Source organism: Flavobacterium aquidurense, assembly GCF_031458035.1.
In the GTDB taxonomy this organism is placed as follows: domain Bacteria; phylum Bacteroidota; class Bacteroidia; order Flavobacteriales; family Flavobacteriaceae; genus Flavobacterium; species Flavobacterium aquidurense_C.
In genome coordinates this window covers 109,867-123,582 of the sequence record NZ_JAVDXR010000009.1, presented here as the reverse complement: position 1 = coordinate 123,582, position 13,716 = coordinate 109,867, and the positions used below count along the sequence as shown (strand labels likewise).

11 protein-coding genes are annotated in these 13,716 nt (G+C 32.4%); 8 read left to right on the top strand and 3 right to left on the bottom strand.

Annotated elements, in window-relative coordinates:
* Nucleotides 1–16: 16 nt before the first annotated feature.
* Nucleotides 17–1,003: a 6-phosphofructokinase gene (gene pfkA, locus J2X17_RS14905; RefSeq protein WP_310299604.1), complete on the bottom strand. Its 987-nt coding sequence runs from the start codon at nt 1,001–1,003 to the stop codon at nt 17–19.
* Nucleotides 1,004–1,312: 309 nt separating this feature from the next.
* Nucleotides 1,313–5,800 (bottom strand): translocation/assembly module TamB domain-containing protein, encoded by a 4,488-nt coding sequence (locus J2X17_RS14900; RefSeq protein ID WP_310299601.1) that lies wholly within the window; start codon nt 5,798–5,800, stop codon nt 1,313–1,315.
* 203 nt (nt 5,801–6,003) lie between these two features.
* On the opposite strand from J2X17_RS14900, the gene tsaD reads away from it, so the two are divergent.
* The 8 genes from tsaD to J2X17_RS14860 all read left to right on the top strand — a co-directional run bounded on the left by tsaD (nt 6,004) and on the right by J2X17_RS14860 (nt 12,958).
* Entirely contained in the window at nt 6,004–7,026 is a 1,023-nt protein-coding gene (gene tsaD / locus J2X17_RS14895; RefSeq protein WP_310299598.1) for a tRNA (adenosine(37)-N6)-threonylcarbamoyltransferase complex transferase subunit TsaD, read from the top strand.
* A 2-nt stretch (nt 7,027–7,028) separates the two neighbouring features.
* Nucleotides 7,029–7,742, top strand: a complete 714-nt coding sequence (locus J2X17_RS14890; RefSeq protein ID WP_310299595.1) for a 16S rRNA (uracil(1498)-N(3))-methyltransferase — start codon at nt 7,029–7,031, stop codon at nt 7,740–7,742.
* 16 nt (nt 7,743–7,758) lie between these two features.
* Nucleotides 7,759–8,397 carry a DUF4159 domain-containing protein gene (locus tag J2X17_RS14885; protein ID WP_310299593.1) on the top strand — a complete coding sequence of 213 codons (639 nt, stop codon included), beginning with the start codon at nt 7,759–7,761 and terminating at the stop codon, nt 8,395–8,397.
* Nucleotides 8,398–8,407: 10 nt separating this feature from the next.
* Nucleotides 8,408–8,902, top strand: a complete 495-nt coding sequence (locus J2X17_RS14880; RefSeq protein ID WP_310299591.1) for a TrmH family RNA methyltransferase — start codon at nt 8,408–8,410, stop codon at nt 8,900–8,902.
* Between the two features lie 157 nt (nt 8,903–9,059).
* On the top strand, nt 9,060–10,010 hold the full coding sequence (locus J2X17_RS14875; RefSeq protein ID WP_310299588.1) for a zinc metalloprotease: 951 nt from the start codon (nt 9,060–9,062) through the stop codon (nt 10,008–10,010).
* A 103-nt stretch (nt 10,011–10,113) separates the two neighbouring features.
* Nucleotides 10,114–11,205, top strand: coding sequence for an AI-2E family transporter (locus tag J2X17_RS14870; protein ID WP_310299586.1), 1,092 nt, complete (start codon nt 10,114–10,116; stop codon nt 11,203–11,205).
* A gap of 2 nt (nt 11,206–11,207) precedes the next feature.
* The gene (locus J2X17_RS14865; RefSeq protein ID WP_310299583.1) at nt 11,208–12,389 is read left to right on the top strand and encodes a THUMP-like domain-containing protein; all 1,182 of its coding nucleotides are present in this window, start codon (nt 11,208–11,210) and stop codon (nt 12,387–12,389) included.
* Nucleotides 12,390–12,391: 2 nt separating this feature from the next.
* The gene (locus J2X17_RS14860) at nt 12,392–12,958 is read left to right on the top strand and encodes a hypothetical protein (protein WP_310299580.1); all 567 of its coding nucleotides are present in this window, start codon (nt 12,392–12,394) and stop codon (nt 12,956–12,958) included.
* Here the strand turns inward: J2X17_RS14860 and J2X17_RS14855 are convergent, their stop codons facing one another.
* The gene (locus J2X17_RS14855; RefSeq protein ID WP_310299577.1) at nt 12,959–13,612 is read right to left on the bottom strand and encodes a M15 family metallopeptidase; all 654 of its coding nucleotides are present in this window, start codon (nt 13,610–13,612) and stop codon (nt 12,959–12,961) included.
* Between the last annotated feature and the right edge of the window lie 104 nt (nt 13,613–13,716).

The following is a 13,716-nucleotide window of genomic DNA, read 5'->3' as shown; positions in this document are numbered from 1 at the left end:
CTTTGTTTTTTATTTTTTATGTCGACATGATGTCAGACACTCTTAATAATTCTCTGTCGATTTCCGATTTTCCTTTAATTGCCTGCTCTAACGGAGTTAAAGCAACTTTATCTTCACGAAGACCAACCATATAATTTGATTTCCCTTCGATTAAAGATTCAACAGCTTTTACACCTAAACGACTTGCCAGAACACGGTCAAAACAAGATGGAGAACCACCACGCTGCATGTGTCCTAACACAGAAACTCTTACGTCATATTCCGGTAAATTAGCTTCAACGTAATCTTTTAATTCGAAAACGTTTTTACCAATTTTATCACCTTCGGCAATGACCACTATACTTGATGATTTTCCTGAAGCTTTACTTTTTTGAAGAGAGTCTAGCAATCTTTCTAAACCTAAATCTTCTTCAGGAATAAGGATTTCTTCGGCACCAGCTCCAATTCCGGCATTAAGAGCGATATGCCCTGCATCTCTCCCCATAACCTCTACAAAAAACAAACGGTTATGCGAACTTGCAGTATCTCTAATTTTATCGATACAATCTACTACTGTATTTAAGGCTGTATCATAACCTAATGTATGACTTGTACCAAAAATATCATTATCGATTGTACCCGGAATTCCCATTACAGGAAAACCATATTCTGAGTTAAAAATTAAACCTCCGGTAAAACTTCCATCTCCACCGATTACAACCAAAGCATCAACTCCGGCTTTTACTAGGTTTTCATGAGCTTTTTTTCTACCTTCAGGGGTTCTAAACTCAACCGAACGAGCCGATTTTAAGATCGTTCCGCCTTTATTTACAATATTATTTACGCTACGAGGGCCCATTTCTTTGAAATCTCCTTCGATCATTCCCTGATACCCTCTATAAATTCCGATGCATTCTATATTATGATAAGCACATGTTCGAACAACTGATCGTATTGCGGCATTCATTCCAGGTGAATCTCCTCCTGATGTCAGAACACCAACTTTTTTTATTGTTTTTGGCATTATTTAAGTATTAAAGTGTAAAATTAGCAAACATTCACCACTTTTCAGGTTATGATTGTAATAAATTAATAAAATCTGTTAAATTCAAACGTTTTCGTTAATAAGTTTTTTGATATGAAAAAATTCATTTAAAATAATAAAAGGCGCTTATTTTAATTAAATCCTTAAAATTAACAATCTATAAATGAAGTGTTATAAAATTGTGAGGCTTCCTTCACCTGGCAAAAAAAATTTGGGCATCTAAAATTAGCACAAAAAAACCATTCGTTGGTGCGAATGGCTTTTTTATTATACTTTTTTAACAAAAGCTTAAAAATCGTCGTTATCAGGAATCAACCCTTGATTATTATTTTGCGGCTCTTTTGGCTTCTCTTCTTCTTTTTTATCGGATTTAGTTTTATTTGTTTCAGAGTCTTTTTTAGTCGGGAAATTAATATAATCAGGATTCAGATTGGAATCCTGCAAATCATCTGTAGAATTTTTTAGAGTTCGTTCCAGCTTATGGCTTTTAAATAATTTATTCACCAATTCGCTAAAAGTATCAAAATCAACCTCATACGAAATACCTACTCCTTGCGTATATCCTACTCCCTGTCCTATATAATTAATATCATTTTCTTTATTAAACAAACGAAGATTCATAGATCCGTCTTCATTAACTCTGTAAAGTATTTCAATATCTCCTACAATAGCTGATTCATTCACGCCTCCAACAGGCACTCCGACTTTACCGTTAATAGATATTTTTTCATTAATCTGAGATGAAATATTTGCCACAAACTGACCGTCCGCTTCCTGTCCAATTCGTTTATCTGCAGATATAAAATTCAGATCGATATTAAACTTATCACTATCCGATTTTATAATTCCACCCAATAAACTTGCTGCGGTTTCTGCAAAAGTCCCTGATAAATCACTTTGATTAAATCCGTCCGGGCTCATAAATGAACCTGTCGATAATAAATATAAAGCTTGGGTCTGTCTGACATCTTTATCATCTAATTTATATTGTATTTCAGATTTCAAAACACTACTCACTGAAGGAAACTGGATATCAAAATTAGGTTCCGGACTTGCCAAATCTCCTCGTAAACCAATCACAACTTCTACAGGAACTTTTTTATTGAAAGAAGAATTCTCTAATAATACAGCAGGATTCGCAGCTGTTTTATAAACCGCTTCTAAGTTCAATTGCGCTTTCATCGGGTTTCCTTCCCAAATAATAGAACCTCCTTTTTTTACTGCGAATTTTTTATCGATTAATCCACCGTATTTAAAATTATAAGTTCCTTCGTATGCCTGGAAATCTCCCCACATATTAAATTTCCCGAGTGTATTAATTTTAAACAATAAAGATCCGTATCCTTTACCTTTCATACCGTGACCGGAATTTCTGTCCAGAATAACTTCTACTTCAGCATCCGGCGTAATATCAAAATCAAACTCTAATTCAAGACCGCCATAGTTTCTGGTTTTTTCCACAATACCATTTGCTAAATTGTATTTTTCTTTTGGAGTCACAAAATGTATCCAGCTGCTTTCACCTACACTTTGCACATTATTTATAGGTATTTTGACTTCGGTTCCTTTTTCAGATTTGGCAGCTACTTTTATAAATAAACTTTCTGTTGGTCCGGTAATACTTGCCGTTCCGTTGATAAATGCCGTACCAAAATAAGCTGCATCATCGCTATCTTTAGTGTCAAGAGCTACTAATCGTTTTGATGAAATGTTCAGATCTAATTTCCAGTCACCAAAATTATGATGTTCAATACTACCGTTCAATAATCCTTTAGTACCGTATTTTGTATCTGTTAATTGATTATTCCTAAACAAAAACTTCTCATCTGTTAAATCAATAACGGTACGATCGCTCAATTCATAATCTACATTCAAATACGGAATAGTCATACCCGCTTTTTCAACATAAAGCCTACCGTTGATTTCTGGCTTTTTTATATTTCCAACAACAGCCGCATTTCCAGAGACAGAGCCACGTACATTAGACAAAACATCTTTACCAACCGTTCCTAAGGTTGCTAAATTAAATCCTTCTAGTCTAAGCTTTAAATCCAGTACAGTTTCCTTGTTTTCAATTGCAAAATTTCCACTGGCATTAAACGATTCTGTAAAACCATTATGTATTGACGAATTTATCGTGAATCTTTTTAGACTTTCATCTCCGGAAATATCAAAATCTAATGTTCCTAATTCTGTATTATTCAAATTAAGATGATCGATGACAATAGAAGCCGTGGGCTGATAAACATCTTTATTCTGCTTGAAATTGACATTCCCATTTAAATTACCATTAAAGACAAATTTTGAAGTTAGAGGTGTTATTTTATTAATGTCTACGTCTTCAAAATTCAGAACTAAATCTTTATAATCAGTACCTTTTAAAACTCCATTTAAATCAATTTTTTGATCTTCGTGCGACAGTACTATATTATCAATTGTGAAATTTTTAAAATATTTATCAAAAACAATCTGATTATCTTGGCCTTCATCTTCATTTAAATACCACAAATAATCTTTAAATTTCATCTCAGATTTTTTGATTCCGACGATATTATTTTTGTTTTTATCGATGGTATGATACAAGTTCATATTGAAATAATCCTGCCCCTTATCCCCGCCCTTAAATTCTGAACGAACAAACAAAGTATCTTTTGAAGTCACATTTATCAAATTGAAATCACGTATTTTATAATACGGAGTTTTAATACTGTCTAACTCAATAAATGCGTTATAAAGCGGGTTTTTATTATCAATATTAATTCGGATATTATCGAATGTATTTTTTGCGGCCGTTATTTTTTGCGATTTAAATCGGAATTTAAATTCGTTCAAATCAGCATCAATTTTACCACGAACAACGGTAGAAGAATCAACATTTATTTCCGGATATAACATTTCGACCACTTTGTCGTACACATGAAAATTGAAACGCAAAAATTGCCCCTTTTTTACTTTATACGGCTTGTAATTAGTATAAAGACTTCCAACCGAATTCATAACCAACTCATCTAATTGCGCAAACTGAAATTTACCCACAATTTTCCCATTAATAACATCAGTAGAATTAATAGTTATGGTTCTCAATCTGTCAGCATCAAAACTAGAGTTTATAGTTAATTCGTCAAATTCATAAGTTGATTTTGGATTTTGATAAATAGCGTCCTTTATAAAAATATTTCCATGAAGATTTTCAATTGAATTTCCTGAAACCTGCACAATAGCATCACCACTAAAATGCGAAATGCTATCGTTTATAAATTTCAGTTTACGCAAGTCGGCATTTTCAATATTGATATGGAAATCATATTTATTTTCACGTGTACTTAAATCGACTAAACCATCAAATGTCAACGATAAATTTGGATCATTGACCGAAATTTGTCCTTTATAATATGGCAATTTAAAGTTACCATTTACTACGATATTATTGTAGGTATATTTATTATAATCTAACTTAGCTATATCTCCTTTTATAATAGTGTTGAGATATTTTTGTGTAAAACCAACGCCATCAACATCCAGATTTAAAGTTGTTCTCCCAACGTCTTTTCTGTCTAACAAAGCGCCAACATCAAAATTTTCCAGAACAATATTACCAGAATAAGATGCTTTATCAATAAAATCCATGTTATTTAAATGCAGGTCAACCTTACCTCCGCCTATATCAGTAACCATTTTAAAATTAGCTTCCAGAGCAGTTGTGGAGACTTTTGCTTTTCCTATAATTGTAAATTTACCAATTCTTTTGAGCTCTTTTGGCAACTTCTTCCCTAAAACATTTGGAAGCAATGTGACCAAATTATCATAGCTCGAAACAAGCCTGTCAAACTTGCCGTCCATAGAAAACTTTTGTTCTTTCGTACCCAGAAGATTCTTAAAATTAATTGTGCCAACAATTCGTGAGCCATTATTATCAGTCAATCTAAGATGTCTTAAATTCAAATTATTAAGTGGTCCGTTTAATTTAGTTTTAAGTTTAAAATGCTGATTTTTACCTAATCCATCATAAAAATAACGGATATCATTTGTCGCAATTAAGGAAGAATCTATAGTAACATCAAACTTCACTTTATCTGTAAATTCTAAAAAATCCCCCACTTTATAGTTTAAAATTGCTAAACCGTAAATAGATGATCTTTTGGTTTTTATCGCCAGATTTTCAACTCTTATTTGTTTTTTTGAATAACTGAATTTTCCGGCAAAATTAGAAACGTAAAGGCCGCGGTGATCCAAAAACGAAAATCGGTGAATTGTAGTATTTACCTCAGGTCCATACAATTTAAAATCACTGATGTATGCGTTAAGTTTTGTAAAAGAAAGAAACTTTGACGTTTTTTTATTTTCGTCAACCACAGAAAAAATTCCTTTAGAAATATACGCGTTTTTAGCCGTCAATAAAAAATGTTTATTTGTTTTCGAAGGTTTATCAGAATCGAAAAGTCTTATAAACTTATTGATATTGTTTTCGTTTTCGTTTTTATACGTTTTCAGATTAAAAATCAAACCGGTCAAACGCAAATCTCCAAAAATCAAATCTCCATCAAGCAATCTTTTAACACTTAAAATATCGGTAGAAATAATATCAGAGTAGATCAAAACTTTTTTATGATGATCATAAATCAGCACTTTTTTTAGTTTTACGCCGCCAAAAATATTGACAGCCACTTTATCAACATGAATATCTGTTTTAAAATCTTCGTTTAGCGAATTGGTAATATATTGTGCTATTTTAGTCTGAACTACAGGCAAAGACAGTGTGATAGCCAGTGCCAACAAAAGTAAAATTAACCCAATTAGGGTTCTGGATATTATTTTCTTTACTTTTTTGATAGCTTCTTAATTTTTAGTTTTCTTTTAAATTCACTTTGAACAGACAAAGAACGACTGTTTGATAAAAATTCTTTAATTTTGGCTTCTGCTTTAATCAAAGAAATTAAAAATTTGATTTGTCAAATATAATTCAAAATTCGCGCCTTTATATGCAAAATTCAGAGGTTTTTATTCTTGCCATCGAAAGTTCCTGCGATGATACTGCCGCTGCAGTTTTACATAACGACAAAGTACTCTCAAATGTTGTGGCCAATCAGCTTATTCACAATCAATATGGCGGTGTTGTACCGGAGCTGGCCTCAAGGGCACATCAACAAAATATTGTTCCTGTAATTGACGCTGCATTACGCAAAGCAAATGTACAAAAAGAACAATTAACAGCCATTGCATTTACGCAGGGTCCTGGTTTAATGGGTTCATTATTAGTCGGAAGTTCGTTTAGCAAATCATTGTCATTAGCATTAAAAATTCCGTTAATTGCTGTAAATCACATGCATGCACATATTTTAGCTCATTTTATTGATGAAGAAGGATTTGACAAACCTGAATTTCCTTTTTTAGCCTTAACCATTAGCGGAGGCCACACCCAAATCGTGAAAGTAAATGGCTTTTTTGATATGGAAATCATTGGTGAAACCACTGACGATGCGGTGGGAGAAGCTTTTGATAAAAGTGCCAAAATTTTAGGACTTCCCTACCCTGGCGGACCTTTAATCGACAAATATGCACAGTTAGGGAATCCGAAAGCTTTTCAGTTTACCAAACCAAAAGTTCCGGGACTAGATTTTAGTTTTTCCGGATTAAAAACGGCTATTTTATATTTTATTCAGAAGAAAAAATTAGAGAACCCGAATTTCATCGAAGAAAATCTGAATGATATTTGTGCTTCAATTCAATATACGATTATTGAAATTTTGATGGACAAATTAAAATTAGCGGTAAAAGAAACAGGAATCAAACAAATCGCGATTGGCGGAGGAGTTTCGGCAAATTCAGGAATCAGAACCCGATTGAAAGAAAGTGAAGGCAAATACGGCTGGAAAACTTTTGTTCCGAAATTCGAATACACAACAGATAATGCTGCAATGATTGGAATTGTAGGGTACCAAAAATATTTATCAAGTCGTTTTGAAACTTCAGCTGTGGTTTCGAAAGCGCGAATTCAATTTTAATTATGCAATTATTTTACAATCCTGATATTGACGAAACGACCGAAACTTTTTCTTTTGATAAAGAAGAAAGCCGTCATATTATAAAGGTTTTACGCAAAAAAGATTCGGATATTTTACATGTCACCAACGGTTTGGGTTTATTATTTGAAACTGAAATCACTTTAGCTTCAGACAATAAATGTATTGTTGAAGTGCTTTCTATAAAAAAATCTCCTAAACCGAAATTCCATTTGCATTTGGCTGTAGCACCTACCAAAATGAACGATCGTTTTGAATGGTTTTTAGAAAAAGCAACCGAAATTGGTATTCAGGAAATTACACCCGTTTTTTGTGATCGTTCTGAACGAAAAGTAATTAATTTAGAGCGCTTTGAGAAGATAATTCTGTCTGCAATGAAACAATCAAATGAAACTTATTTGCCGAAATTAAATGAGGCAATTTCATTTAAAGAATTCATCAAACAAAAAACTGATGGTTTACAATTAATAGCACATTGCGAAGAAACGGATAAAAAATCATTGAAAGAAGTTTTAAAGCCAAATGAAAATGTTACGATTCTGATTGGGCCTGAAGGGGATTTTTCCGAAAAAGAAATTGCATTGGCTTTAGAAAATAATTATCAGCCTGTTGCTTTAGGAAATACACGTTTGAGAACAGAAACTGCAGCGGTTGTTGCCTGTCATAGTGTTGTGTTTTTTAATGAAACAACAAATTAACTGATGCTAAATTAGTATGAAAAAAATATTCTTTTTGCTTTTATTGGTTTCTATTTCTTCCTTTTCTCAAGAAATTGCTTTGCTAAAATATAGCGGAGGCGGCGATTGGTATGCAAACCCGACTTCGTTGCCAAACCTGATTCGTTTTTGTAATTCGAACATCAATACGAGGATAAAAGCAAAACCATCAACCGTTGAGCCAAGTAATCCTGACTTGCTTTCTTATCCTTTTGTGCACATGACCGGACACGGAAATGTTGTTTTTAGCGATGCCGATGTGACTAATCTAAGAAATTATCTGACGGCCGGAGGTTTTCTTCATATTGATGACAATTACGGAATGGATCAATACATTCGAAAAGAAATAAAAAAGATATTCCCTAATAATAATTTAGTTGAAATTCCGGCGAATCACCCTATTTTTCAAAAGCCATTCCCTTTTCCTGGCGGACTACCAAAAATTCACGAACACGACGGAACCCGTCCTCAGGCTTTTGGCATTTTTGTAGAAAACAAACTGGTATTGCTATATACATACGAATGTGATTTGGGTGATGGCTGGGAAGATCCTGAAGTTCATAATGATCCCGCAAATGTTAGGGATAAAGCCTTAAAAATGGGGGCTAATATTATCAATTATATTTTTACCAATTAATTTTAAAAAAGTGCAGCTTACTCACCAGGAAAATCAATTTGAAAGAAAAACATTTCCAATAACGCTGATTTGTGATCACATTTACTTTCAGCAAAATATTGGATCTCTTTTTAGAATTAGCGAAGCTTTTGGTGTAGAGAATATTATCTTTTTAGGAAAAGATATTCCATTAACACCTCGAAAAATAAACAAAACTTCACGAAGTACACATCTTCATGTACCACATACTATAATTGAAGAAACCCCTGATTTAGTAACTTATTTGCTTCAAAATAACTTCGAAATTATTGCTTTAGAAATTGCAAGTAATAGTAAACCTCTAAAAGAAGTTATAATTCCGTCGGGTAAAAAAATAGCACTTGTTATTGGAAGTGAAATTGATGGAATTTCAGACGAACTCTTAAAAATCTCAAATCAAATTGTTCACATTAACATGTTTGGAAAAAACAGCAGTATGAATGTCGTACAAGCTGCAAGTATAGCTTTGTACGAATTTACATCTTAATAATTAAATGTTAAATTTTGTAAGAACTAGACTATATGCGGGGTTGTAAAATTCTGACAAATAATTCATTATGAAAATTTGGCTACAAAATTAAATTGTTATAAAATTGTGTCATTATTAACCAAATTTAATTTTTTATAACAAAAACCAAATTATTATGAAAAAACTTTTTATTACCGCAGTTACAGCTTTAGTGCTGTTTTCTTGTCAAAATGACCAAACAACATCTTCATCAGAACCAGATGCAGTAGTTGCTCGCCGTGGATGTGCAACTCAGGAAGTTTTTGAAGAACAATTAAAAGCCGATCCTATGTTGGCTATTCGAATGAATGAAATCGAGACTTTTACAAACAATCGAATACTTACCAATCGTTTAGTAAATGGTAAAATTGAAATTCCTGTCATAGTTAATGTGCTTTATAAAACTGCAGCTGAAAACATTTCAGATTCTCAAATTCAATCACAAATTGACGTTTTAAATGCTGATTTTAACGCTTTAAACTCAGATTACAATAGTGTACCTGCTTTATTTTCAGGCGTGAAGGCAAATGTTGGTATTACTTTTGTTTTGGAGAAAATCAACAGAAAATCAACAACAAAAACTTCATGGGGAACTAGAGATGCTATGAAAAAAACGAAACAAGGAGGTTTAGATCCAACTTCTCCAACAACAAAGCTTAACTTATGGGCATGTACAATTGGTGGCGGAATTTTAGGATATGCACAATTTCCCGGCGGATCATCAGCTACTGATGGAGTTGTAATTGATTCTAAATACTTTGGTCTTTCAGGATCTGGAAGCTACCCTTATAACTTAGGAAGAACAGCAACTCATGAGGTTGGTCACTGGATGAATTTACGCCACATTTGGGGAGACACAACTTGTGGAAGTGATTTAGTATCTGATACACCTACACATAACGAAGCCAACTATGGCGTACCTGCTTACCCACACTACAGCACTTGTTCTGGCACACCTGTAGAGATGACTATGAATTACATGGATTATACCGATGATAGAGGAATGTACATGTTCTCTGTAGGTCAAAAAAGCAGAATAGCAGCGATATTTACTTCTGGAGGTCCAAGAGCAGGATTTGCACAATAAGGTTAAAAAATGTTAATAAGAAAGCGAGATCTCACCATCTCGCTTTTTTTATTCTCCAAAAATTTCAAAAGCTTTTCCTATATTTATAGTCTAAAAATCAATCATGATAACATCAAAAATCATTTCGAACGGAATTTTAAGGGCGCTAACCACAATCTTAGTTATTGCTGCTGTTTTATATTTTTTATATGAAATACAAACTGTAATCGTTTATTTATGTGTTTCATTAATATTGTGTCTGATCGCAAATCCGCTGGTTCAATTTTTAAAAAACAAATTAAAGTTCAGTAATTCACTGGCCGCCATCACAACAATCATCCTTTTTATATTGTTAATCGTAGGCTTTATTTTGCTGTTTGTTCCTTTAATTATTTCTCAGGCAAACAATTTATCGCTTCTTGACACTAATCATCTTCAACATCAGTTCTTTGAAACAGAACGTAGTATCGAAAGTTATTTCAATATTCAGCATCTTGATTTCGATAAAGTTTTGAAAGAATCAAAAATTGCCACGACATTTGGTTTTGGTTACCTTACTGGATTTATAAACTCCATTATGGGATTTCTGGCTGATACAGGAATGGGATTGGTATCTGTATTTTTTATCACGTTCTTCTTAATTAAAGATCAGGAAGATTTTAAAATAGGGGCAAGAAAAATTCTACCGGACACGAATGAAGATAAAATCCTAAACTCTATCACAAAAATAAACCACTTATTAACCCGCTATTTTGTTGGGTTATTGCTGCAGCTAACGGTTGTCTTCATTTTATATTTAACCGTTTTGATGATTTTCGGAAATAAAAATGCTTTTGTAATTGCATTTCTATGTGCTATTTTAAATATCATTCCGTACATCGGTCCAATTATCGGAACCATTTTGGCCGCTATCCTAACAATGATTAGTTTGATTGGAAGTGATTTTCAATCGGAAATATTACCAACAACTATTTATGTAGTCATCGGGTTTTTATTAGTTCAGGCAATTGACAATAATATTAGTCAGCCATTAATTTCATCAAAAAGTGTAAATTCGCACCCGTTAGAAATATTTCTGGTTACTTTAATTAGCGGAATTACCTTTGGAATTGTCGGAATGGTTATTGCGATTCCGGTTTTTACAATGTTAAAAGTAATTTTAAAAGAATTTTTTCCTGACAATAAAATTGTTTCCGTATTAACTGAAAAAATCTAACATTGAACTCGTCTATTTTAAGTAAAAACATTCAGGACTTTATTTCTAAAAATAGTGGCACCTCAATTACAAAATTAGCACTTCAGAAAAATCCTTTTCCTGAGGTTGAATGGATTTTGATTCTGAATCAGATTGAAGCCAAAACGAAAGCAAAAGAAAAGTTGCCAACATGGTTTTTGACTGAAAATATCATTTATCCAAGTAGAATATCTGTTGAACAAACCTCATCAGAAAAAACAGCATCTTATAAGGCTTCATTAATTGATGGAAAAACTTTAATTGATTTAACGGGAGGTTTTGGTGTTGATGATTATTATTTCTCTCAAAAATTTAAGGTTGTAGCGCATTGTGAAATCAACGAAGATTTATCTGCAATTGTAAAACATAATTTTGAGCAACTAGACGTAAAAAATTGCACTTTTTTTGCTGATGATTCCACCAATATCTTAAAAGAATCTAAGCAAAAATGGGATTGGATTTATATTGATCCTTCGAGAAGAAACGATGCAAAAGGCAAAGTTTTTATGCTAAAAGACTGTTTGCCAAATGTCCCGGAATTACTTGATTTTTATTTTGAAAAAGCGGATTCTATTTTAATCAAAACCGCCCCATTATTGGATATTTCGGCTGGTTTATCAGAATTAAAATTTGTAAAAAACATTCATATTATAGCTTTGGAAAATGAAGTAAAGGAATTACTTTTTGAAATTCACAATCATTATTCAGGGGATATAACCATTAAAACTGCTAATATTTTAAAAGATAAAGTAGAAACTTTTGAATTTATTTTAGGTAATGAATCTGACTATCCATCCTATCATCTTCCCCAAAAATATTTGTATGAACCAAATTCGGCTATAATGAAATCTGGTGGTTTTGATGAAGTTAGTTCTTCTTTCAAAATAAATAAACTGCAAAAACATTCACATTTATATACTTCAGAAGAATTGATTGATTTTCCGGGAAGAGTTTTTGAAATTGAAAAAGTGATTTCGTACAGCAAAAATGATATGAAAGCAGAACTTTTAAATCAGCAGGCGAATATCACAACTCGAAATTTTCCGGACACGGTAGAAAATATCCGAAAAAAATGGAAAATAAAAAATGGCGGAAATCTATATTGTTTTTTTACAACAGATAAAAATGATAACAAAATAGTTTTAATTTGCAGAAAAATAATTTAAAAATGAAACAACTAATTACACTAACTTTTTTTCTATTAACCCTTACTGCATTTGCCCAAAAACCATGTGAATATAGTACGAATGTAACTGATTCGATCGGAACTTATAAGATTACAAATGAGTATCTAATAAGCGAAAAAAACTTTGGAGGAACCGCTAATTATGTATTCTTTTCGCTTGCTCAAACAGATGGTTTACCAACTTTAAATTTACAGCTGATTCAAAAAAGTAAAGATTTTATAAAAGCCAATTGCTTTGATAAAAACTCAAAAGTCTTTTTACAATTACAAAACGGCAAGATTGTTACTTTAATGCACATCAATCAGGAAAACTGCGGAACACTTATACGCGACGACAAAGGTTTTGATAATCGTGTAAATACGGGAATTTTTATGTTTATGAAAGATAATTATGAAGAACTAAAAAAATCTCCGGTTAACATTATGCGAATTAAATATTTAACAAATACAGAAGATTATATAGTAAAAGGCGCGTTAACATCAGAAATGAACGCAAAAGTATACAAACCAGATACTTATTTCATGGAAAATATAAGATGTGTGGAATAACTAATCACAATTCCATTTTTGATCGGAAACTTTATCCTGTAAACCGGTTTTTAAATTATAATGCCACCATTCAGAATCAAATGAATTAAAGCCATTTTTGATCATTACTTTTTTAAGAAACTTTCTGTTCGATTTAACTTCACTGGAAAGTTTTGTATAATTATGACTGGCTTGTATTCCGAAGAAATCAAAAGGAGTCCCCATATCGACTTCTTTCCCATTACGATCCACTAAAGAAATATCAACGGCTCCTCCTCTATTATGGATGGAGCCTTTTTTTGGATCTGCTACATACTCTGGATTCGACACAATCTCCCACATTTTTTTCTGAATTGATAAAGGTCTGTAGCAATCGTATAATTTTATTTTATATCCTTTTTTGATAAAATCTTTATTAGCAGCAATTAAAGCTTCCACTGTTTTCAGGCGTAAAAAACATTCGGCGCAATCATAAACTTTAGCTTTCAAAAAATTATCATCGGTCGCATATTTCATATCGTAGATAAAGTCTTTGCTGTAATCTTGTAAATTTACAAAAATAGTATCCTTCAGTGCTGGTTCTGCAGGACTCGAATACACTTCATTTTGAGCATTTACATCTGCGATTCCGAAAAGGAAAAACAGAAGAAAGAAAGGTTTAATTAATTGCGACATAATTTATCATTTGAAAATTGAAATTAAACAAAAAAAAACAATTTTCTTTTAATATCCTGAAAATCTAAAAAGCTCTTCTCTAAAGCGATTATGGTATTTCATAA

Bases quoted from the DNA above. Each gene is read 5' to 3' on its own strand.
- pfkA (WP_310299604.1), bottom strand. From the start codon at position 1,003: ATGCCAAAAACAATAAAAAAAGTTGGTGTTCTGACATCAGGAGGAGAT.
- J2X17_RS14860 (WP_310299580.1), top strand. From the start codon at position 12,392: ATGAAACAACTAATTACACTAACTTTTTTTCTATTAACCCTTACTGCA.
- J2X17_RS14890 (WP_310299595.1), top strand. From the start codon at position 7,029: ATGCAATTATTTTACAATCCTGATATTGACGAAACGACCGAAACTTTT.
- J2X17_RS14855 (WP_310299577.1), bottom strand. From the start codon at position 13,612: ATGTCGCAATTAATTAAACCTTTCTTTCTTCTGTTTTTCCTTTTCGGA.
- J2X17_RS14875 (WP_310299588.1), top strand. From the start codon at position 9,060: ATGAAAAAACTTTTTATTACCGCAGTTACAGCTTTAGTGCTGTTTTCT.
- J2X17_RS14870 (WP_310299586.1), top strand. From the start codon at position 10,114: ATGATAACATCAAAAATCATTTCGAACGGAATTTTAAGGGCGCTAACC.
- tsaD (WP_310299598.1), top strand. From the start codon at position 6,004: ATGCAAAATTCAGAGGTTTTTATTCTTGCCATCGAAAGTTCCTGCGAT.
- J2X17_RS14885 (WP_310299593.1), top strand. From the start codon at position 7,759: ATGAAAAAAATATTCTTTTTGCTTTTATTGGTTTCTATTTCTTCCTTT.